Here is a 22,803-nt window from a genome sequence, read left to right on the forward strand (position 1 = left end):
CCCCCGGACGACCCCCTGGCCGGCTTCGCCCCCCCCACCCGCGCCTGGTTCACCGGCGCCTTCTCCGCCCCCACCACCGCCCAGTCCGAAGCCTGGCGCGCCATCCAGCAGAACACCGACGTCCTCGTCGTCGCCCCCACCGGCTCCGGCAAGACCCTCGCAGCCTTCCTCTCCGCCCTCGACCACCTCAGCAGCACCCCACCCCCCGCCGACCCCAAGCGCCGCTGCCGCGTCCTCTACGTCTCCCCGCTGAAGGCCCTCGCGGTGGACGTCGAACGCAACCTCCGCGCCCCCCTGACGGGCCTGCGCCAGGCCGCCGTCCGCCTGGGCCTGCCCGAGCCCGAGGTCCAGGTCGCCATCCGCTCCGGCGACACCCCCGCCGCCGACCGGCGCCGCTTCGCCACCCACCCGCCGGACATCCTGATCACCACCCCCGAGTCCCTCTTCCTCCTCCTCACCTCCGCCGCCCGGGAGGCCCTGCGCGGCATCGACACCGTGATCCTGGACGAGGTGCACGCCGTCGCCGGCACCAAGCGCGGCGCCCACCTCGCCCTCACCCTGGAACGCCTCGACGAGCTCCTGGACCGCCCGGCCCGCCGCATCGGCCTCTCCGCGACCGTACGGCCCGTCGAGGAGGTGGCCCGCTTCCTGAGCCCCCGGCGCGGCGCCGTCGTCGTCCAGCCCCCCGCCGCCAAGGAGTTCGACCTCTCCGTGGTCGTCCCCGTCCCCGACCTGGACGACCTCCCCGCCGCCCCCGCCACCGGCGGCGCCTCCGACAGCGACCCCCAGCGCCAGACCTCGATCTGGCCCCACGTCGAGGAACGCATCGTCGACCTCGTCGAGGCCCACCGCTCGACCATCGTCTTCGCCAACTCCCGCCGCCTCGCCGAGCGCCTCTGCAACCGCCTCAACGAGATCGCCCACGAGCGCGCCACCGGCACCACCACCCCCGAGTCCCACGCCCCGGCCCAGCTGATGGGCGGCTCGGGCGCGGCCAAGGGCGCCCCCGCGGTGATCGCCCGGGCCCACCACGGCTCGGTCTCCAAGGAGCAGCGCTCCCTCGTCGAGGAGGAGTTGAAGGCCGGCCGGCTCCCCGCCGTGGTCGCCACCTCCAGCCTGGAGCTGGGCATCGACATGGGCGCCGTCGAACTGGTCGTCCAGGTCGAGTCCCCGCCCTCGGTCGCCTCCGGCCTGCAGCGCGTCGGCCGGGCGGGCCACCAGGTCGGCGCCGTCTCCACCGGCGTCTTCTTCCCCAAGTACCGGGGCGACCTCGTCCAGTCCGCCGTGGTCACCGAGCGGATGCGCTCCGGCCGGATCGAGGCCCTGCGCATCCCCCGCAACCCCCTGGACGTCCTCGCCCAGCAGCTCGTCGCGATGACGGCCCTGGACGCCTGGCCGGTGGACGACCTGCTCGCCGTGGTCCGCCGCGCCGCGCCCTTCGCCACCCTCCCCCAGTCCGCCTTCGACGCCGTCCTCGACATGCTCGCCGGCCGCTACCCCTCGGACGCCTTCGCCGAACTGCGCCCCCGCGTGGTCTGGGACCGCGTGGCCGGTACGGTCACCGGCCGCCCCGGCGCCCAGCGCCTCGCCGTCACCTCCGGCGGCACCATCCCCGACCGCGGCCTCTTCGGCGTCTTCATCGCCGGCAGCGCTGCGTCCGATTCCAAAGCAGGGAAGAAGGGCGGGGGCCGCGTCGGAGAACTCGACGAGGAGATGGTCTACGAGTCCCGCGTCGGCGACGTGTTCACCCTCGGCACCACCTCCTGGCGAATCGAGGAGATCACCCACGACAAGGTCCTGGTCACCCCCGCCCCCGGCATCCCCGGCCGCCTGCCCTTCTGGAAGGGCGACACCCTCGGCCGCCCCCTCGAACTCGGCCGCGCCCTGGGCGCGTTCACCCGCGAACTGGGCGCCCTCCAGCCCGAGGAGGCCACTGCCCGCCTCAAGCGGGCGGGCCTCGACGACTGGGCCGCCGCCAACCTCCTCGACTACCTCGCCGAGCAGCGCACCGCCTGCGGCCACCTCCCCGACGACCGCACCATCGTCGTCGAACGCTTCCGCGACGAACTCGGCGACTGGCGCATCGTCATCCACTCCCCGTTCGGCGCCCAGGTGCACGCCCCCTGGGCCCTCGCCCTCGCCGCCCGCCTGCGCGAGAAGCACGGCCTGGACCCCCAGGTCATGCACGCCGACGACGGCATCGTCCTGCGCCTGCCCGACGCCGACCTCCTCGCCCCCGACTTCGATTTCAGCAGCCCCACCGAACGAACGACTTCCGACGAGGCCCCCGTCGGCGCCGACGCCGCCCTCTTCGACCCCGGCGAGATCGAACAGCTCGTCACCGACCAGGTCGGCGGCTCCGCCCTGTTCGCCTCCCGCTTCCGCGAGTGCGCCGGCCGCGCCCTGCTGCTCCCCCGCCGCAGCCCCGGCCGCCGCACCCCGCTCTGGCAGCAGCGCCAGCGCGCCGCCCAACTCCTCGAGGTCGCCTCCGAGTACGGCTCGTTCCCGATCGTCCTCGAGGCCGTCCGCGAGTGCCTCCAGGACGTCTTCGACGTCCCCGGCCTGGTCGAGCTGATGGGCGACCTCGAGTCCCGCGCCGTACGCCTGGTCGAGGTCACCACCTCCGAGCCCTCCCCCTTCGCCCGCTCCCTCCTCTTCGGCTACGTCGCCCAGTTCCTCTACGAGGGCGACTCCCCGCTCGCCGAACGCCGCGCCGCCGCCCTCTCCCTCGACTCCCGGCTGCTGTCCGAACTCCTCGGCCAGGCCGAGCTGAGCGAACTGCTCGACCCCCAGGTCCTCACCGACCTGGAGGCCGAGCTCCAGCGCCTCACCCCCGAGCGCCGCATCAGGAACGCCGAGGGCGTCGCCGACGCCCTGCGCCTCCTCGGCCCGCTCACCGAGGCCGAGTTGACGGTCCGCGGCGCCGAGCCGCTCTGGGCCCTCGAGCTGGAGGCCGCCCGCCGGGTGATCACCGTCCGGATCGCCGGCGAACAGCGCTGGGCCGCCATCGAGGACGCCGGCCGCCTGCGCGACGCCCTGGGCACCCCGCTGCCCGTCGGCGTCCCCGAAGCCTTCACCGAACCGGTCAAGGACCCGCTGGGCGACCTGCTGGCCCGCCACGCCCGCACCCACGGCCCCTTCACCGCCACCGAGGCCGGTGCCCGCTACGGCCTGGGCACCGCCGTGGTCACCGGCACCCTGCAGCGGCTCACCGCCGCCGGCCGCCTCGTACAGGGGCAGTTCAGGCCCGCAGGAAGCCATATCGACCCTGAGTGGCACACAGCCCACGAGTGGTGCGACGCCGAGGTGCTGCGCCGGCTGCGACGCCGCTCCCTGGCCGCCCTGCGCCAGGAGGTCGAGCCCGTCCCCCCGCGCGCCCTGGCCGCCTTCCTCCCCCAGTGGCAGCACCTCTCCGGCCACCGCCTGCGCGGCCCGGACGGCCTGCTGCGGGTGGTCGAACAGCTCCAGGGCACCGCCCTGCCCGCCTCCGCCCTGGAGAAGCTGATTCTGCCGGCCCGCCTCGCCGACTACTCCCCGGGCCTGCTGGACGAGTTGACGGCCGCCGGCGAGATCGGCTGGTGCGGCGCCGGCGCCCTGCCGGGCAAGGACGGCTGGCTCAGCCTCCACCTCGCCGAGAACGCCCACCTGCTGCGCCCCGAGCCCGTCCCGCCCGCCCTCACCCCGCTGCACTCCGCCCTGCTGCGGGCCCTCGAGGGCGGCTACGGCCTGTTCTTCCGCCAGCTCGTCCAGCAACTGCCCGAGGACACCCCCGAGCCCGAGGCCGTCGAGGCCCTCTGGGACCTGGTCTGGGCCGGGTACGTCACCAACGACACCCTCGCCCCGCTGCGCGCCCTGCTCGGCTCCGGCCGTACGGCGGGCGCCACCGCCCACCGCGCCCCCAGGGCGACCCCGCGCGGCCGCTACGGCGGCGCGGGCCGCCCCTTCGGCCGCCCCTCTGATCGTCCGGGGGCCTCCTCGGGCCGCACCGGCCCGCCCACGGTGGCCGGGCGCTGGTCGCTGCTGCCCTCCCTCGCCGCCGACCCGACCGTCCGGGCCACCGCCCAGGTGCAGAGCCTGCTGGACCGCCACGGCCTGCTCACCCGCGGCACGGTGGCCGCCGAACGGGTGCCCGGCGGCTTCGCCGGGGTCTACCGGGTGCTGGCCGCGATGGAGGAGCGCGGCCGGGCCCGCCGCGGGTACTTCGTCGAGGGCCTGGGCGGCGCCCAGTTCGCGATGGAGGGCGCGGCCGACCGCCTGCGCTCGGTCAACGGCCGTCTCGAGCGCACCCGTGCCGCCGAGTGGCCGGCCGCCCCGGCGGCGGAGCCCCCGCAGCCGCTGGTCCTGGCCGCCGCCGACCCGGCGAACGCCTACGGCGCCGCCCTGCCCTGGCCCGAGCCGCCCACCACCCCCGGCGGCGAGGCCAAGGCCCACCGGCCGGGCCGCAAGGCGGGCGCCCTGGTGGTCCTGGTGGACGGCGAGTTGGCGCTCTACGTCGAGCGCGGAGGCAAGTCCCTGCTCGCCTGGTCCCAGGACGGCTCCACCCTGGCCGTGGCCGCCTCCGCCCTGGCCACCGCCGCCCGGGAGGGCGCCCTGGGCAGCGTCACCGTCGAACGGGCCAACGGCGAGCCCGCCCTCGGCTCGGACCTGGGCCGCGCCCTGGAGGAGGCCGGTTTCCACCCCACCCCGCGCGGCCTGCGGCTGCGCCCGTAGGGCCGGGAAACGGACGAGGGCCGCGGAGTCCGATGACTCCGCGGCCCTTCGTTCGACGTTCCTTCACCCGGTCGGCGGCGGTTCCGCCGGTACGGGCACCGGCTCCCCGCGGCGTCGGCGCACCGGCCCGGTCGCCGTGCGGTCGGCGTGGACCGGGATGAGCCCGAGCCCCCAGCCACCGGCCGCGAGCAGCCCCAGCACCGCACCGTCCACCAGCTGGCCCCGGACGGCCACGAGCCACCAGGCGAGCCCGGCGGCCAGGGCCACCAGCACCCAGCGCGCCCGCCACGGGAGCAACCGCCGCACCCGCAGCCGTATTCGGGCCACCGTGCGCACCGTCGCGGATCTCCGCACGACCGCCTCCTTCGCTCGCCCCTGGCCCTCACGGCCCGGGAGTGCGAGGCCGGAGTCAGGCGGCGACCACGTCCATCGCGGCGTTCTTGGGCGACATGGTCGCCCGGTCGGAGCCGGGGGCGGGCAGCGGAACCGGTTCGAGTACCGGCCTCAGCAGATCACCTTCCGAGAGGGTGGCCATCGCCGCAAGTTCGGCGAGCGACAGTTCGTCGCTGACCTCGCGCATGACCTCGGACATCCGGACGTCGAGTGCGTCGCAGATGGCGGAGAGCAGCTCCGAGGAGGCTTCCTTCTGTCCCCGCTCGACCTCGGAGAGGTATCCGAGCGAAACCCTGGCGGCCGCCGACACCTCGCGGAGTGTGCGGCCCTGGCGCTGGCGCTGCCGACGCAGTACATCGCCCAGTAGGCGACGGAGCAGGATCATCGGTGCCTCCCTCCTCGGACTGCGGATCGAGATGTCACGCCCCCACCGTACCGCCTTGGCCGCTTCGCGTGCGGGGACCCTGTCCGTGTTCACTCTGGGCTGCAAGGCCGTCCCCCTCCTTGTTCCGGTGTCGTACCCGGGTTTGCGGGCCCCTCGTGGTACCCGACGCGGGCCACCCGGCCACCGTCACGCAATCCGTTCGCCACCTGGTTTCTGCCCAACCAGGCCATCGGATGTAACACGATCCTCCGGCCGGGCCATTCCGTCACGCCAGTTCGGCAGATCTCGGTTCGGTGGAGATCTCCTCGAACGGGGCCGTCAGCGCGCGATCTCGGCGACGAGCAGTTCCAGCGCCGCGGTCACCGCCCCGTGACGGATTGTGGCACGGCCCCCTGACAGCCGGGGCGAAGTGACCAGACTTCCCCCCGGACCGGCGACGGCGAGGTGTACGGTGCCCACCGGCTGCCCGTCCTGCGGCTCCGGCCCGGCCACCCCGGTCGTCGCGAGCCCGTACGTGGCCCCCAGCAGCCGACGCACGCCCTCGGCCATCTGCGCGGCCACCACCGGGTGCACCGGCCCGTACACGTCGAGCAGGCCCTCGTCCACGCCGAGCACCGACGCCTTCAGCACGGTCGCGTACGCGGTGACGGAGCCCCGGAAGGTCGCGGAGGCCCCGGGGACGTCCACCAGGGCGGCGGCCAGCAGCCCGCCGGTCAGCGACTCGGCGACGGCCAGCGTGGCCCCCTCGGCCCGCAGCGCCGCGTGCGCCCGCTCGGCGAGCGTGTAGTCCGACCTGTGCTCCACCCCGTGCCCCCCGTTCACCGGTCCGCGCGCTCCGCGGCCATGCCCTCGCGGCGCAGGCGCACCGCCTGCGCGATGTAGTCCAGCGCGGTGCCCACCGTCAGCAGCACCGCGAGCCCCATCAGCACGGCCCGCCCGGTGGCCATCCAGCCAGTCAGGGACAGCACGTACATGCCGACCGCCGTGCCCTGGGTGAGCGTCTTGAGCTTGCCGCCGCGGCTGGCCGGGATGACGCCGTAGCGGATCACCCAGAAGCGCATCAGCGTGATGCCCAGCTCCCGGGCGAGGATCACCACGGTGACCCACCAGGCGAGATCGCCCAGCACCGAGAGGCCGATCAGGGCCGAGCCCATGATCGCCTTGTCGGCGATCGGGTCGGCGATCTTCCCGAAGTCGGTCACCAGGCCCTTGCGGCGCGCGATCTCGCCGTCGAACAGGTCGGTGATCATCGCGACCGCGAAGGCGGCCCAGGCGACGGAGCGCCACTTGGGGTCGTGCCCGCCCCCGGCGAAGAGCAGCGCCACGAAGACGGGCACGAGCAGCACCCGGACCATCGTGAGCACGTTGGCGATGTTCCAGACCCGCGGGGTCGCCGGCACCGCGGCCGCCGGTCTGCCCGGGTGGGCCGCGGCCGTGGCGCCGGGCCCCTTGGTCATTCCCCCGCTCCCGGGACCCGGCGCACGCGCACCTGCTCCAGCGCCTCGGCGATCAGGTCCACACCCTCGCTGGCGACGACCTTGGCCCGCCAGAACTGGCCGACCTCGGGCGCCTCGACGCCCGTGAGGGTGGTCAGGCCGTCCGTCTCGGGCGCCTGGTGGGCGGCGCGGCCCTCGACCACGCCCTCCTCGATCGACTCGATCAGCACCTCGACCTCGGTGCCGATCCGGGCCTCGGCCCGCTGGGCGGTCATCTCCTCGGCGAGGCGGCTGAGCCGGTCCAGGCGCTCGGCGACGACGTCCTCGGGCAGCTTGCCCTCGAAGGTCGCGGCCTCGGTGCCGTCCTCGTCGGAGTAGCCGAAGACGCCGATCGCGTCCAGCCCGGCGTGGGTGACGAAGCGTTCCAGCTCGGCGAAGTCCTCCTCGGTCTCGCCGGGGAAGCCGACGATGAAGTTGGAGCGGGCGCCGGCCTGCGGGGCCTTGTCGCGGATGGTCTTCAGCAGGTCCAGGAACTGGTCGGTGGACCCGAAGCGGCGCATCCGGCGCAGCACGGCGGGCGCCGAGTGCTGGAAGGAGAGGTCGAAGTAGGGCACCGCGTCGGCGGTGCCGGTCATGGCGTCGATCAGGCCGGGGCGCATCTCGGCGGGCTGCAGGTAGGAGACCCGCACCCGCTCGATGCCGTCCAGCGCGGCGATCTCGCCGAGCAGCGTCTCCAGCAGCCGGATGTCGCCGAGGTCCTTGCCGTACGAGGTGTTGTTCTCGCTCACCAGGACGATCTCGCGCACGCCCTGCTCGGCCAGCCACTTGGACTCGCCCAGCACGTCGGAGGGGCGGCGGGAGATGAAGGAGCCGCGGAAGGCGGGGATGGCGCAGAAGGAGCACCGCCGGTCGCAGCCGGAGGCGAGCTTGACGGAGGCCACCGGGTTGTCGTCCAGCCGCTTGCGCAGGGTGCGCGGGCCGGAGGCGGGGGCGAGGCCCTCGGGCAGGTCGGCGATGGGCTCGGCGGTGGCCTCGGCGCCGTGGCCGGGCAGGGCGACGCCCTCCGCGGCCGACTGGCGCTCGGCGGGGCTGATTGGCAGCAGCTTGCGGCGGTCGCGCGGCAGGTGCGGGGCGTGGTGGCCGCCGGAGAGGATGGTCTGGAGGCGGTCGGAGATGTTCGTGTAGTCGTCGAAGCCGAGCACGCCGTCGGCCTCGGGCAGCGCGTCGGCGAGCTCCTTGCCGTACCGCTCGGCCATGCAGCCCACGGCGACGACGGCCTGGGTTCGGCCGTGACCCTTGAGGTCGTTGGCCTCCAGGAGGGCGTCCACGGAGTCCTTTTTGGCGGCCTCGACGAAGCCGCAGGTGTTGACGACGGCGACGTCGGCGTCGGCGGCGTCGTCCACGAGCAACCAGCCATCGGCCTCCAGTCGCCCGGCGAGTTCCTCGGAGTCCACCTCGTTGCGGGCGCATCCGAGCGTGACAAGGGCGACAGTACGACGTTCAGGCATAGGCCCAAGATTAACGCGCGGCATCCGGTGCCGTTCGCCCCGGAGGCCGCGCGCCTCGGTTCACCTGATCGTCACCGGCCCTCCGGGGCCCCTGCGGTCAGCCCGCCTGCGGGTCTCCGGGGGTGTAGGTGACGTGCACCACCTGTCCGTCCTTGCCGAGAAGACCGAGGTCCTTGCCGTTGACGTACGCGTGCACGGCCCCGCCGTTGCCGAGCACCAGCTTGATCTGCTTGGCGTCGGTGAAGGTCTGGTCCTGGCCCTCACTGATGTTGTTCTGGAACAGCGACTTGCCGGTGCCGTCGGTGGCCGAGATCCAGCTGGTGCCCTCGGCGACCAGCTTGACGGTGACCTTGTCGGCGGGGACGGCGGCGATGGCGGCCGCGGTCGGCGGCGCCGGCGGCTGGGCGGAGGGGGCCGCCGGGGCGACGGAGCCGGTGCCCGAGCCGCTGGGCAGCGGCGCGCTGGCCGTGCCGGTGCCGGTGTGGGCGCCCTTGCCGCTGACGAGGTTGAAGCCGATCAGCCCGACCACCGCGACGATCGCGGCGACCATGGCGGCGGCCCAGTTCGGCCGGCCGCGGCCGGGCACCTTGATCGGGCCGCTCTCGATGAGCTGGGTGGGCCGCTTGGAGGCGGGCGAGCCGCCGTGGGCGGCGTCGTAGCGGACGACCAGCGCCTCGCCGTCCGCGCCGACCGCCGCGGCGATCGCGCGGATGTGGCCGCGGGCGTAGAAGTCCCCGCCGCAGCGGCCGAAGTCGTCCTCCTCGATGGCATGGACGATCGGCACCCGCACACGGGTCGCCGTACTCACCTGGTCCACCGTGAGTCCCGCCTCGATCCGGGCGGTGGACAACACCCGGCCGATGCTCGGGGCATCGGCCGCCTGCACCGCGTCGTCGGTCGGCGTGACGGACGACGGGGCGGTCTCGCGATCGGGGGACTTGCCGATGGTCACGGGAACGCGCCTTTCGAGCGGATGGCCACCTGCTGGGGAACAGTCTAGGGGCGGAGGCGGATCGTTTCTCAAGCGGAACAGGCCCGAATGCGCGCCCCCGCTTCGCGCCGTGTGACGCGGTGTACGGACGTTCGGTTCCCGGAGTTCCGACTACCCTCCTCCGAACGAGTGAACACACCTTCGGGACACGGCCGATCGGCCCTGTCATCCCCTCAGGGTGATGAGCACGCCGTCCAGCTCGTCCGGCTTCACCAGGACGTCGCGCGCCTTGGATCCCTCGCTGGGGCCGACGATCCCGCGCGACTCCATCAGGTCCATCAGCCGGCCCGCCTTGGCGAAGCCGACCCGGAGCTTGCGCTGGAGCATCGAGGTCGAGCCGAACTGCGTGGAGACCACCAGCTCGGCGGCCTGGATCAGCAGGTCGAGGTCGTCGCCGATCTCCTCGTCGATCTCCTTCTTCGGCCCGCCGCCCACCGTCACGTCGTCCCGGTAGACGGCGCTCAGCTGGTCCTTGCAGTGCTGCACCACCCTGGCGATCTCGGCCTCGGTGACGAAGGCGCCCTGCATGCGGATCGGCTTGCTCGCGCCCATCGGCAGGAAGAGCGCGTCGCCCTTGCCGATCAGCTTCTCCGCGCCGGGCTGGTCGAGGATGACCCGGGAGTCCGCCATCGCCGAGGTGGCGAAGGCCAGCCGGGACGGCACGTTGGCCTTGATCAGGCCGGTGACGACGTCCACCGAGGGCCGCTGGGTGGCGAGCACCAGGTGGATGCCGGCCGCGCGCGCCAGCTGGGTGATGCGCACCACCGAGTCCTCGACGTCGCGCGGGGCGACCATCATCAGGTCGGCCAGCTCGTCGACGATCACCAGCAGGTACGGGTACGGGCGCAGCTCGCGCTCGCTGCCCAGCGGCGGGGTGACGGTGCCGGCCTTCACGGCGGCGTTGAAGTCGTCCACGTGCCGGAAGCCGTACGCCGCGAGGTCGTCGTAGCGCAGGTCCATCTCGCGCACCACCCACTGGAGGGCCTCGGCGGCCTTCTTGGGGTTGGTGATGATCGGGGTGATCAGGTGCGGGATGCCCTCGTAGGCGGTCAGCTCGACGCGCTTGGGGTCGACGAGCACCATCCGCACCTCGTCCGGGGTGGCCCGGGCGAGGACCGAGGTGATCAGGCAGTTGATGCAGGAGGACTTGCCCGCGCCGGTCGCACCGGCGACCAGGATGTGCGGCATCTTGGCGAGGTTGGCCATCACGGTGTGGCCCTCGACGTCCTTGCCCATGCCGACGACCATCGGGTGGGTGTCCTCGGCGGCCGTGCGCGAGCGCAGGATGTCGCCGAGGTTGACCATCTCGCGGTCCCGGTTGGGGATCTCGATGCCGACCGCGGACTTGCCCGGGATGGGGCTGATGATCCGCACGTCGGGGCTGGCCACCGCGTACGCGATGTTCTTGGCGAGCGCGGTGATCCGCTCCACCTTGACGGCCGGGCCGAGCTCGACCTCGTAGCGGGTGACCGTCGGGCCCCGGGTGAAGCCGGTGACCTTGGCGTCCACCTTGAACTCGGCGAAGGTGCTTGTGAGCTGGGCCACCACCTCGTCGTTGAGGGCGCTGCGGGCCTTGGCCGGGCCGCCGCGCTCCAGCAGGTCGAGGGAGGGCAGGGAGTAGGTGATGCCCTCGGAGAGCTGGAGCTGCTCCATGCGCGCGGGCGCCGGGCCGTGCTCCTCGGGCGCGCCGGGGCCGCCGCTGCGGGCGGCCGGGACGGCGGGCTCCTCGGGCGGGGCGGTGCGGTCCTGCACCTGGTGCATCATGTCCGCCACCGCGGAGGAGGCGGGCACGCCGTAGACCAGCGCGCCGTCCAAATCGGCGGCCGCACCGGCGGCGAGGTCGCGGGTGGCGTACGGGTCCAGCGGCTCCTTGTCGAGGGAGATCCGGCCGGCCCCGGCCTGCTCCTCGTCCTCCTCGGGCTTCCTGCGGCGGCGGCGCCGGCGGGCGGCGATCTCGTCGCGCGGGTCGCCGTCCCCGGCGTCCACGGAGTACGGCAGGGCGTCCGGGTCGGCGTCCTCCGGCGGATCGGTGGAGAGCTCACGCTCCGGCGTGCGCCCCCGCCCGTACTCGTCCTCGGGGCCGGGCTCGATCACGCCGAGCCTTATCCCGCCGGCCCGCAGCCGCTCGGGGATGCGGTTGACCGGGGTGGCGGTGACCACCAGCAGCCCGAAGAAGGCCAGCAGCAGGAGCAGCGGCACGGCGACGGCGGGCCCGGCGGCGGCCATCACCGGGGTGGAGACGGCCCAGCCGATGATGCCGCCGGCGGACCTTATCCGGGAGGCCCCGCTGCCCATCGTGGGCGCGCCGCAGCCGATGTGCACCAGGCCGAGGACGCCCACCAGCAGGGCGCTGAGGCCGATGACGATCCGGCCGTTGGCCTCCGGCAGCTCCGGGTGGCGCCAGAGCCGGATCGCGACCCCGGCCAGCAGGAACGGCACCAGCACGTCGAGCCGCCCGAACAGGCCGGACACCACGGCGGTGGCCGCCTCGTTGAGCCAGCCCTCCGAGCTGAACCAGGTGCCGGCGGCGACGACCAGCGCCAGCGCGAACAGCAGCAGGCCGATCCCGTCCTTGCGGTGGGCCGGGTCGAGGTTCCTGGCGCCGCTGTTGAAGCCCCGGAAGATCGCGGCGACGGGGCTCGCGACGGCGTTGAGGGTGCCCATCAGCACGCCCCGGCGCGGCGGTGGCGGCGGGGCCTGCGTGGCCGCCGCCTTCTTCGCGGGGGCCTTGCGGGCGGCCGCCTTCTTCGCGGGCGGCTTGCCCGGGGCCTTCGCCGCGGCCTTCCTGGACGGTCCCGGGCTCGATTTGCGTGCCGCGCTTCCGGGCGTGCGAGTGGCCATGGGTCAGCAGCCTACCGGGGCCGGTCGGTGGTGCACATGCGCCGGAGCCCGGGCGCCCGGACGTGTCGCAGACACACCGTCACGCTGATCGGGATTCACCCGGACGCCTCACGAAATCACCCGAAAGAGTGAGAACAGGGGGTCTTACGAAGCGCCCGGACCGCCAGGAGCACCGGGGCTACCGGGACTGCCGGGACTTCCGGGCCGCATCGCGTCCAGCGCCCGGCGCAGCGCCACGAGCCTGCGCTCCAGGTGCGCCGCGGTGGCGGACACCCCGGCGTCCTCCACGTCGTCCAGCTGCTTGCCCAGCGCCTCCGCCTGCTCCTCCACCGCCGCCAGCCGCGCGGACAGCTCGCCCAGCAGCGCGCCGTGCGCGGCCGCCTCCCCGTCGCCCGTCTCCAGCTGCAGGCGCAGCAGCGCCGCCTGCTCCCGGAGCTGGCAGTTCTTCGCGTACAGGTCGACGAAGACGGAGACCTTGGCCCGCAGCACCCACGGGTCGAAGGGCTTGGAGATGTAGTCCACCGCGCCGGCCGCGTAGCCGCGGAAGGTGTGGTGAGGGCCGTGGTTGATCGCGGTGAGGAAGATGATCGGGATGTCCCGGGTGCGCTCGCGGCGCTTGATGTGGGCGGCGGTCTCGAAGCCGTCCATGCCGGGCATCTGGACGTCCAGCAGGATCACCGCGAAGTCGTCGGTGAGCAGCGCCTTGAGCGCCTCCTCCCCGGAGGCCGCGCGGACCAGCGTCTGGTCCAGGGCCGAGAGGATCGCTTCCAGCGCCAGCAGGTTCTCCGGCCTGTCGTCGACCAGGAGGATCTTCGCCTTCTGCATCTGGGCTCGCCCTCCTGTCGCCTGCCTGCCAACCGGTGAGGGCACTCGCGTCCCTCCCACCGCTACCCGGGTCATGCTAGCCGCACCCCCTCGCCCGGCACATCGCTCCGGCATGACCCGTTCCGGAGCGGCACACGGCGCGCGCTCCGGCGCGCGCTCAGCAGCGCGTCGCCGTACGGTCACTGTTCGCAACGATCGGTGACCCTACCCGGTTCCCGGGCCCGGCCGCCAGCAAACCGGTCGACCCGAGGGCGCGAACCCCGGAGCACCGCCCGGAGTTCACGCCCCCGACATGTCAACTCCGGTCGGCGCGAAGCCACTCGGACATCACGGACAGCAGGTGGTCGGTCTCCACCGGCTTGGTGATGTGGTCGGTGGCGCCGGCCTCCAGGGACTTCTCCCGGTCGCCCTTCATCGCCTTGGCGGTCAGCGCGATGATCGGCAGACCCGCGTACTGGGGCATCCGGCGGATCGCCTCGGTGGTCGCGTAGCCGTCCATCTCCGGCATCATGATGTCCATCAGGACCAGCGCCACGCTCTCGTGCTGCTCCAGCATCTCGATGCCCTCGCGGCCGTTCTCCGCGTACAGGACGGTCAGTCCGTGCTGCTCCAGCACGCTGGTGAGGGCGAACACGTTGCGCACGTCGTCGTCCACGATCAGCACCTGCTGGCCGTCGAAGCGGGTGTCCCCGCGCCCGGGCCGCGGCGGGGCCGCCGGCTCGACCGTACGGGGGCCGGCCGGGCCCGGTTCCAGGGCGGCGCTGCGACGGCGCTCCAGGGCGCCCCTGCGGCGCTCCTCGGCCAGCTCGCGGACCTCCTGGGCCCAGTGCTCGGCCGGGTTCTCCCCGACCGGCACCGGCAGGCCCACCGGGGTCACGCCGACCGAGGCCCGGTGCAGCGAGATGCCGGACCCGGCCGGGCGCCCGTCGCCCGGGGCGTCCGGGGCCTCGGTGCGCAGCGGCAGGTAGAGCGTGAAGGTGGAGCCCTTGCCGAGCTCGCTCTCGGCGTGGATCTCGCCGCCGAGCAGCCGGGCGATCTCGCGGCTGATCGACAGGCCCAGGCCCGTGCCGCCGTACTTGCGGCTGGTGGTGCCGTCCGCCTGCTTGAACGCCTCGAAGATCTCCCGCAGCTTGTTGCCGGGGATGCCGATTCCGGTGTCGGAGACGGCGAAGGCGATCAGCTCGTCGTCGGGGCCCTGGATCGAGCCGGACTCCAGCAGCCGCTCGCGCACGTGCTGCGGGACGTCCCGGCCGGCGGGGGTGATGGAGAAGTCCACGGCGCCCGCGTCGGTGAACTTCACCGCGTTGGAGATCAGGTTGCGCAGCACCTGCTGGAGCCGCTGCTCGTCGGTGTGCAGGGTGACGGGCAGGACGGGCGAGACCCGCACCGCGAAGTCCAGGTTCTTGTCCAGGGCGACGGGCTGGAAGGTGGCCTCGACGTAGTCCACCAGCTGGACGATCGCGATCCGGGACGGGCGGACGTCCATCTTCCCGGCCTCGACCTTGGACAGGTCGAGGATGTCGTTGATCAGCTGGAGCAGGTCGGATCCGGCGCCGTGGATGGTGTCGGCGAACTCGACCTGCTTGGGCGAGAGGTTGCCCTCGTTGTTGTCGGAGAGCAGCTTGGCCAGGATCAGCAGCGAGTTGAGCGGGGTGCGCAGCTCGTGCGACATGTTGGCCAGGAACTCGCTCTTGTAGCGGGAGGCCAGGGCGAGCTGCTCGGCGCGCTCCTCCAGGACCTGCCGGGCCTCCTCGATCTCGCCGTTCTTGATCTCGATGTCGCGGTTCTGCTGGGCGAGTTGCTCGGCCTTCTCCTGCAACTCCTCGTTGGTGTGCTCCAGTTCCTCCTGGCGCGCCTCCAACTCGGCCGACCGCATGGAGAGTTCGGCGGTGAGCCGCTGGGACTCGAGCAGCAGGCCCTCGGTCTTGGTGTTGACGCTGATGGTGTTGACGGTGACGCCGATGAGGTCGGCGATCTGGTTGAGGAAGTCCAGTGCGACGGTCGTGAAGGAGCTGAACGTGGCCAACTCGATCACCCCGAGCAGCCGGCCCTCGAACTGCACCGGCAGCACCACGATGTGGGCCGGGGACGCCTCGCCGAGGCCCGAGGCGACCTTGAGGTACCCGGGCGGCGCCTCCTTGACGATGATCGCCCGCTTCTCCACCGCGGCCTGGCCGATCAGCGACTCCCCGGGCCGGAAGGTGGTCGGCATCGCCCGGCGCTGGTAGCCGTAGCTGCCGATCAGGCGTAGCACGGTGTCGTTCTCGTCGTCGTCCTCGGTGATCAGCTCGGCGGTGCGGCCGGCCGGCTGGGCGAGGAAGAAGGCGCCGTGCTGGGCGGAGACGACCGGGGTCAGCTCCGTCATGATCAGCGAGGCGACGGCTTCCAGGTCCCGGCGGCCCTGGAGCAGGCCGGAGATCCGGGCCAGGTTGGTCTTGAGCCAGTCCTGCTCCTGGTTGGTGCGGGTGGTCTCGCGCAGGTTGGCGATCATCTGGTTGATGTTGTCCTTGAGCTCGTCGAGCTCCCCCGCGGCGTCCACGTCGATCCGAAGGCTCAGGTCGCCCCTGGTCACCGCGGTGGCGACCTGGGCGATCGCGCGCACCTGCCGGGTCAGGTTGTTGGCCAGCTCGTTCACCGACTCGGTGAGGTCCTGCCAGGTGCCGTCCACGCCGGGCACCCGGGCCTGGCCGCCGAGGCGGCCGTCGGTGCCCACCTCGCGGGCGACGCGGGTGACCTCGTCCGCGAAGGCGGACAGCTGGTCGACCATCGTGTTGATGTTGGTCTTGAGCTCGAGGATCTCGCCGCTCGCGTCGACGTCGATCTTCTTCGAGAGGTCGCCGCGGGCGACGGCCGTGATCACCAGCGCGATGTTGCGGACCTGGCCGGTGAGGTTGTTGGCCATCTGGTTGACGTTGTCGGTCAGGTCCTTCCAGATGCCGGCGACGCCCGGCACGCTCGCCTGGCCGCCCAGCGTCCCGTCGGTGCCGACCTCGCGGGCCACCCTGGTCACCTCGACCGCGAACGCGGACAGCTGGTCGACCATCGTGTTGAGCGTCCCGGCGAGCGCCGCCACCTCGCCCTGCGCGTCGATGGAGATCTTCTTGGACAGGTCGCCGCGGGCCACCGCGGAGGCGACCTCGGCGATGTTGCGCACCTGCCCGGTCAGGTTCGACGCCATGAAGTTGACGTTGTCGGTCAGGTCCTTCCAGATGCCCGACACCCCGCGCACCCGGGCCTGGCCGCCCAGGATGCCCTCGGTGCCCACCTCGCGGGCGACGCGGGTGACCTCGTCCGCGAAGGCCGAGAGCTGGTCGACCATCGTGTTGACGGTGGTCACCAGCTCCAGGATCTCGCCCCGGGCGTCGACGGTGATCTTCTTCGACACGTCGCCGCGCGCCACCGCCGTGGTCACCTCGGCGATGCTGCGGACCTGGATGGTCAGGTTGTTGGCCATCAGGTTGACGGAGTTGGTCAGGTCCTTCCACGTCCCCGACACCCCCGGCACGCTCGCCTGGCCGCCGAGGATGCCCTCGGTGCCGACGTCCCTGGCGACCCTGGTCACCTCGTCCGCGAAGGAGGAGAGCTGGTCCACCATCGTGTTGATGGTGTTCTTCAGCTCCAGGATCTCCCCGCGCGCGTCCACCTGGATCTTCTGCGAGAGGTCGCCCTTGGCGACGGCGGTCGTCACCTGGGCGATGTTGCGCACCTGATCGGTGAGGTTGTTCGCCATGAAGTTGACGTTGTCGGTCAGGTCCCGCCACACACCCGCCGCCCAGGGCACCTGCGCCTGGCCGCCCAGCCGCCCCTCGGTGCCCACCTGGCGGGCCACCCGGGTCACCTGCTCGGCGAAGCCGGAGAGCTGGTCCACCATCGTGTTGATGGTGTTCTTCAGCTCGAGCATCTCGCCGCGCGCGTCCACCTCGATCTTCTGCGAGAGGTCCCCGCGCGCCACCGCCGTCGTCACCTGGGCGATGTTGCGCACCTGGCCGGTCAGGTTGTCGGCCATGAAGTTGACGGAGTCGGTCAGTTCGCGCCAGACCCCGGCCACCCCCGGCACCTGCGCCTGACCGCCCAGCCGGCCCTCCGTACCCACGTCCCGGGCCACCGTGGTGACCTGGGCCGCGAAGCCGTTCAGCTGGTCCACCATCGTGTTGACGGTGTTCTTCAGCTCGAGCATCTCGCCGGCCACGTCCACCGTGACCTTGCGGGACAGGTCGCCCTTGGCCACCGCCGTCGTCACCTGGGCGATGTTGCGCACCTGCGCGGTGAGCCGGCCCGCCATGGTGTTGACGGAGTCCGCCAGATCCTTCCAACTGCCGGAGACGCTGCGGACCTTGGCCTGACCGCCGAGCTTGCCCTCGGTGCCGACCTCGCGCGCCACCCGGGTCACCTGCTCGGTGAACTCCGAGAGCTGGTCCACCAGTCCGTTGACCGTACGGCCGATCTTCAGGTACTCGCCGCGCAGCGGGTGGCTCACCCCGTTGCTGTGCAGCGAGCGCAGCTCCATCTTCTGGTCCAGGTCGCCCTCGGCGATCGAGGTCAGCACCCGGCCCACCTCGGCCATCGGCCGCGCCAGGTCGTCGATCAGCGCGTTGCAGTTGTCGACGGCCGCCATCCAGGCGCCCTCGCCCGCGCCCGTCTCCAGGCGCTCGTTCAGCCGGCCCTCGCGGCCCACCGCCCGCCGCACCCGGGCCAGCTCGCCCGTCAGGTGCTGGTTGCGCTCGGCGACCTCGTTGAAGACCGCCGCGATCTCCGCCAGCGGCCCGTCACCCGGCACGGTCATCCGGCGCCGGAAGTTGCCGTCGCGCATCGCCGTCAGCGCGGACAGCAGCTTGCGCAGCTCCGCCGGCTCCGCCCCGCGGTTGTGACTCCTCTGGCGACCGGCCGCGTTCCGCGGCGCGGCGCCGGAGCGTCCGCCGCGCGCTGCGGGCGACGTCGTACCGGTTGCGTCCTTGGTGGCCGTGCTCAAAAGAAGCCCCTCCCACGTCGTGAACCTTCCGACCGACCGTACTGCTCGCACCGGCCGTCGCGGACCCCCCAGTCTGGCAGCACCGGCGCCGCGTACACGGCCGGTTGCGCACGGTTGCTACCACACCGCCCGGAACAGGTGGGCAGAATCACCCCCAGGAGCCTGTTTCGCCGCCCCGCCCCCACGGGGACCCAAGCGGAAAGTAGGGTGGAGCGCTGCACCGGGCCACGACCCGACCCAGCGCCGCCGCTCACCCGGTCCGGCGCGTACGGGGAGTCGGCGCCGCGCCCCCCGGACAGCCAGGCCAGAGCAGTAGAGGAGAAGTGGCAACGTGGTCACCGCGCGCGCAGCCGCCACCTTCGACCCGCACGGCCGGTCCGCCGCCGCCGCCCGCGGTTTCGTCCGTGACGCGCTGCTCGGCTGGGGCCTGCCCGAGGTCGTCGACGACGCCGTCGTGCTGGTCAGCGAACTCGTCACCAACGCCGTCGTGCACGCCGGGACGGCCGCCGAGGTCTGCTGCCTGCGTGAGGAGGAGTACGTCCGGATCGAGGTGACCGACCACCACCCCGAGCGCGGACTGCCCTCCCTCGGCGGGGGCCCCGCCTCCGACCGCTACGCCGACCCCGACGGCGAGGGCGGCCGCGGGCTGCTGATGTGCTCCGCCCTCGCCGAACGCTGGGGCGTCGAGTTCGCGGCCGGGCACAAGACCGTCTGGTTCCGCCTCGCCCTGCCCGAACACGTGGTCGGCACCCGCTACGCCGTTCCCGCCACCCCCGGCAGCGACCTGCCCAGCGGCCCTGGCCCCGTCCACGTCGCCGTCGTCCAGCTCGACGAGGACGGCCGCGTCCTCGCCTGGAACCCCGACGCCGAGGCCCTCTTCCACCACCCCGCCTCCGCCGTCCTCGGCCGCCCCTGGGCCGACCTCGCCGTCTGGCCGCAGTCCGGCCAGGGCCTCGGCCTCACCGACACCCTGCGCCTGGCCCGCTGGGAGGGCGGCTACGGCCTGCGGCTGCCCGACGGCACCGAGACCGAGGTGTACGGCCTCCAGGTGCGCGTACGCGACACCGAGGGCGTCCCCTCCACCCTCTGCCTGCTCGTCCTCGAACCCGAGCGCGCCGTCCTGCGCTCCCCCGCCCGCACCCTGCCCGGCGACCGCGGCGAACCCTCCGGCCCCCGGCTCGACCTGCTGGCCGGCCCCGTCGCCACCGACGACCTCGACAGCCTCCTCCAGCGCACCGTCGAACGCGCCCGCGACCTCCTCGACGCCGACGCCGCGTACCTGCTGCTCACCACCGAGGACGAGACCGAGTTCGAGGTCCGCGCCGCCACCGGACTCACCTCCGGCCACCGCCGCCACGCCCGCTTCCCCGTCGAGACCGGCAACCGCTACGACTCCGCGCGCCTGCCCTCCGTCCACGAGGACCTCGCCGGCCGCCCCACCGGCATGCCCCTGCTCACCGGCAGCGGCATGCGCTCACTGGTCACCGTCCCGCTCAAGGTCGAGGGCCGCCTCATCGGTTCCCTCGGCATCGCCACCTCCGTCCCCGGCCGCTACGACAACGAGGACGCGCTGCGCCTGCAGTTCGCCGCCGACCGCGTCGCCCTCGCCGTCGAGAGCACCCGGCTCTCCGAACTGGAACGGCTGCGCCGCGGCTCGCTCTCCTTCCTCGTCGAAGCCTCCGACCTGCTGGCCGGCACCCTCGAACACGAGCAGACCCTCGCCCTGATGGCGCAGATGGCCGTCCCCACCCTCTCCTCCTGGTGCGCCGTCTACACCAACGGCGACCACGGCTCCTCCGCCGATCTCGCCTTCGTCCTGCACGAGGACGAGGACCGGATCGACCCGCTGCGCGACCTCCTCGACAAGACCCCCGCCCCGCAGGCCGGCCCCACCCACGGCGTCGACTTCTGGACGGCCCCCGCCGAGACCGCCGCCGCCCACGGGCTCACCGACGGCCCCGGGCTCCTCGGAACGCTCGGCGAGACCGTCGTCCTGCCGCTGACCGCCCGCAACCGCGTCATCGGCCTGCTCGCCCTCGGCGTCCCCACCGGCGTCCGCTTCCGCCAGGAGATCCTCGAACTCGCCGAGGACCTCTCCCGCCGGGCCGCCCTCGCCCTCGACAACTCCCGCCTCTACTCCGAGCGCACCGCCACCAGCCAGGCCCTCCAACGCAGCCTGCTGCCCCCGGAGTTGCCCGAGATCCCGGGCGTCGAGGTGGACGTGTTCTACCAGGCCGCCGGAGAGGGCAACGAGGTCGGCGGCGACTTCTACGACCTGTTCACCATTCGCGAGGGCACGTACGGCTTCGCCATCGGCGACGTCTGCGGCACCGGCCCCGAGGCCGCCTCCGTCACGGGCCTGGCCCGCCACTCCCTGCGCCTGCTCGCCCGCGAGGGCCTGGACGCCCCCCAGGTACTGACCCGCCTCAACGCCGCCATCCTGGACGAGGGTTCGCGCAGCCGCTTCCTCACCCTGCTCTACGGCGAGCTGACGCCCATGCCCGACGGCAGCACCGAGCTGTCCCTGGTCTGCGCCGGCCACCCGCTCCCGCTGCGGCTGCGCACCGACGGCCAGGTCGACCGTGCCGCCACCCCGCAGCCCCTGCTCGGCGTCCTGGAGGACCTCGACCTCACCGCCGAACGCCTGATCCTCGCCCCCGGCGAGGTGCTGCTGTGCGTCACGGACGGCGTCACCGAACGCCGCGAGGGCCTGCGGATGCTGGGCGACGACGGTCTCGCCGAGGTGCTCACCGGCTGTACGGGCCTGACCGCCGGAGCCGTCGCCACCCGGGTCCAGCGCGCCGTCGAGCGCTTCGCCCCCGAGCCGCCGTCCGACGACATGGCGATCCTGACCCTGCGGGTTCCGACTCAGCGCCAGTCGTGACCGTTCGACAGCTGACATCGTCACAAATTGTTATCTTCACAAGGGTACAAGCGGTCCCGGTCGGGTAAACCGATCTCGCCGGGGATTCCCCCGGAAGGGGACGTGACCGGCGGCTCTCCGCCGGCCCATCATTTCTGACCTCACTTCTGACCGCAGCCCGCGCACGCTCGCCGTCGTGCGCCCTCGGCGCGGTCTCGCGCATCCACTCATCGACAAGCCGCCAAGGGCCCACTTCGCCCTGCGCGCGCCCAGAGTGAAAGGAGCCTCCGGTGAGCAACGAAGCTACCGGGGCAACGAACGCCCGCTCCACCGGAGCCGACGCGGGTAACCTCGGCTACCTCGCACTCGGCCTGACACTGCTCGCCTACGGCCTTCTCTCCACAGGTGTCCTCAAGGGCACCGGCGTCGGAGACGCGGCCCACCTCGCCCACCTGCTCGGCGGCGTCACCCTCTTCCTCGCGGGCCTCTGGCAGCTCCGCGGCGGCGAGGGCTTCACCGGAACCGCCTTCACCAGCCTCGGCGCCTTCTGGGCGACCTGGTCGATGGCCGGCGGGGCGAGCAAGAACGCCGCCGGTCTGTTCCTGCTGCTGTGGGCCCTGCTCGCCCTCACCCTCACGGCGGCCAGTTGGGGCGCGGGCCTGCTCAGCCGCGCCGTCTACGGGCTGCTGACGCTCTCCCTGGTCCTGTCCGCCATCGCCACCTTCGGCAGCTACGGCGGGCTCGCGAAGTTCGCCGGCTGGGTCGCTGCCCTCTCCGGCCTCTCCGCCTGGTACTGGGCGACGTCCGCGCTGAGCAACGGCGCCTGGGGAAAGATCGCGCTGCCGGTCAAGTGACCTGCTGCGACCGGTCGTCCGTCTTCCGGCCGTCGCTCCCCAGCTCGTCCGTCCTCCCGGGCTCGACGCCCGACCGGGGCAGGGCCTCCGCCACCGCGGGGGTCCTGCCCCGCAGCCGTACCGCGAGCGCCTGCGCCGCGTACGCGCACAGCAGGATCACGACGGCGACGATGCCGTCCGCCCAGAAGTGGTTCGCCGTCACCACGACCACCGCGACCGTCAGCACCGCGTGCAGCACCATCACCCACCGCAGGGGGCTGGGCGACACCCGCACCACCGCGACCGCCGCCAGCACGCACCAGGCCACGTGCACCGAGGGCATCGCCGACAGCTGGTCGGCCACCACCCCACCGACCGCGCCGCCGTACACCGACTGCCCGTACTGCGCGGCCACGTCCACGAAGCCGTTCTGCGGCAGCATCCGGGGCGGGGCCACCGGGATGAACTGCACCAGCAGACAGACCGCCGTGGTGATCACCACCGTGTTCCGCACCCACGCGTACCGCTCGCGGTGCCGCAGGAACACCCAGAACAGCACGCCCAGCATCACGGCGAAGTGCATGGTCGCGTAGTAGTAGTTCGCCAGCCGCACCAGCACCGGGTACGGCGTCACCGCCGCCTGCCACGAGGCTTCGTCCGGCAACCCGATCGCCAGCTCGGTCCGGTGGATCCAGCTCGCCCGGTCCAGCGCGTGATCCGTCCCCATCACCGACAGGCGCCCCACCAGCTGCCACAGCGCGAACAGCGCCAGCAGCGTGCCGGCCTCCCGCAGCAGCGCCGACAGCGAAGGCTTCCGGACCTTCGCCGCCGCGTACGCGCCGCCGTAGAGCACCACGGCGGCACCCCCGGCGGACTGCCAGGTCAGGGTCAGGTTCTGCATTCGCAGAGGGTAACGCAAAAAGACCCCCTCCCGAATGGGAGGGGGTCTTTTCACAATGATTGTTCGGCGGCGTCCTACTCTCCCACAGGGTCCCCCCTGCAGTACCATCGGCGCTACGAGGCTTAGCTTCCGGGTTCGGAATGTAACC

The 22,803-nt window shown here is 72.9% G+C and carries 13 protein-coding genes and 1 rRNA gene; 3 read left to right on the top strand and 11 right to left on the bottom strand.

Going from position 1 to position 22,803, the window contains the following annotated elements; genetic code table 11:
- Positions 1-15: 15 nt before the first annotated feature.
- A complete protein-coding gene (locus tag IH61_RS0135780) occupies positions 16-4,710 on the top strand; it encodes an ATP-dependent helicase (protein WP_063763337.1) in 4,695 nt (1,564 codons plus the stop codon).
- Positions 4,711-4,773: 63 nt separating this feature from the next.
- Here the strand turns inward: IH61_RS0135780 and IH61_RS42005 are convergent, their stop codons facing one another.
- The 9 genes from IH61_RS42005 to IH61_RS0135825 form a co-directional block, all read right to left on the bottom strand.
- On the bottom strand, positions 4,774-5,064 hold the full coding sequence (locus tag IH61_RS42005) for a hypothetical protein (RefSeq protein WP_158845669.1): 291 nt from the start codon (positions 5,062-5,064) through the stop codon (positions 4,774-4,776).
- 55 nt (positions 5,065-5,119) lie between these two features.
- Complete coding sequence (locus tag IH61_RS0135790) at positions 5,120-5,488, bottom strand: helix-turn-helix domain-containing protein (RefSeq protein WP_031077754.1); 369 nt, start codon at positions 5,486-5,488, stop codon at positions 5,120-5,122.
- A gap of 318 nt (positions 5,489-5,806) precedes the next feature.
- On the bottom strand, positions 5,807-6,292 hold the full coding sequence (locus tag IH61_RS42010) for a CinA family protein (protein ID WP_078911645.1): 486 nt from the start codon (positions 6,290-6,292) through the stop codon (positions 5,807-5,809).
- Positions 6,293-6,306: 14 nt separating this feature from the next.
- A complete protein-coding gene (gene pgsA, locus IH61_RS0135800; RefSeq protein WP_031077757.1) occupies positions 6,307-6,945 on the bottom strand; it encodes a CDP-diacylglycerol--glycerol-3-phosphate 3-phosphatidyltransferase in 639 nt (212 codons plus the stop codon).
- A complete protein-coding gene (gene rimO, locus IH61_RS0135805) occupies positions 6,942-8,432 on the bottom strand; it encodes a 30S ribosomal protein S12 methylthiotransferase RimO (protein WP_031077759.1) in 1,491 nt (496 codons plus the stop codon). The genes pgsA and rimO overlap by 4 nt, the downstream gene beginning before the upstream one ends.
- Positions 8,433-8,529: 97 nt before the next feature.
- The gene (locus tag IH61_RS0135810; RefSeq protein WP_078911643.1) at positions 8,530-9,384 is read right to left on the bottom strand and encodes a helix-turn-helix domain-containing protein; all 855 of its coding nucleotides are present in this window, start codon (positions 9,382-9,384) and stop codon (positions 8,530-8,532) included.
- A 204-nt stretch (positions 9,385-9,588) separates the two neighbouring features.
- Positions 9,589-12,264 (bottom strand): DNA translocase FtsK, encoded by a 2,676-nt coding sequence (locus IH61_RS0135815; protein WP_031077764.1) that lies wholly within the window; start codon positions 12,262-12,264, stop codon positions 9,589-9,591.
- A 144-nt stretch (positions 12,265-12,408) separates the two neighbouring features.
- A complete protein-coding gene (locus tag IH61_RS0135820; protein ID WP_031077766.1) occupies positions 12,409-13,089 on the bottom strand; it encodes a response regulator in 681 nt (226 codons plus the stop codon).
- A gap of 295 nt (positions 13,090-13,384) precedes the next feature.
- A complete protein-coding gene (locus IH61_RS0135825; RefSeq protein ID WP_031077768.1) occupies positions 13,385-17,929 on the bottom strand; it encodes a HAMP domain-containing protein in 4,545 nt (1,514 codons plus the stop codon).
- A 460-nt stretch (positions 17,930-18,389) separates the two neighbouring features.
- Between IH61_RS0135825 and IH61_RS0135830 the strand changes: the two genes are divergently transcribed.
- Both IH61_RS0135830 and IH61_RS0135835 read left to right on the top strand, forming a co-directional pair.
- Positions 18,390-20,942 (top strand): SpoIIE family protein phosphatase, encoded by a 2,553-nt coding sequence (locus IH61_RS0135830; RefSeq protein ID WP_031077770.1) that lies wholly within the window; start codon positions 18,390-18,392, stop codon positions 20,940-20,942.
- Positions 20,943-21,211: 269 nt separating this feature from the next.
- Entirely contained in the window at positions 21,212-21,775 is a 564-nt protein-coding gene (locus IH61_RS0135835) for an acetate uptake transporter (protein WP_031077773.1), read from the top strand.
- Here IH61_RS0135835 and IH61_RS42015 read toward each other — a convergent pair.
- Both IH61_RS42015 and rrf read right to left on the bottom strand, forming a co-directional pair.
- Positions 21,768-22,655: a phosphatase PAP2 family protein gene (locus IH61_RS42015; protein ID WP_078911644.1), complete on the bottom strand. Its 888-nt coding sequence runs from the start codon at positions 22,653-22,655 to the stop codon at positions 21,768-21,770. The two genes, IH61_RS0135835 and IH61_RS42015, sit on opposite strands and share 8 nt — an antisense overlap.
- Before the next feature lie 61 nt (positions 22,656-22,716).
- Positions 22,717-22,803: ribosomal RNA gene (gene rrf / locus IH61_RS43525) — 5S ribosomal RNA — on the bottom strand; the annotation flags it as partial.

It is taken from the genome of Streptomyces sp. NRRL WC-3742, assembly GCF_000720635.1.
Taxonomy (GTDB): domain Bacteria; phylum Actinomycetota; class Actinomycetes; order Streptomycetales; family Streptomycetaceae; genus Kitasatospora.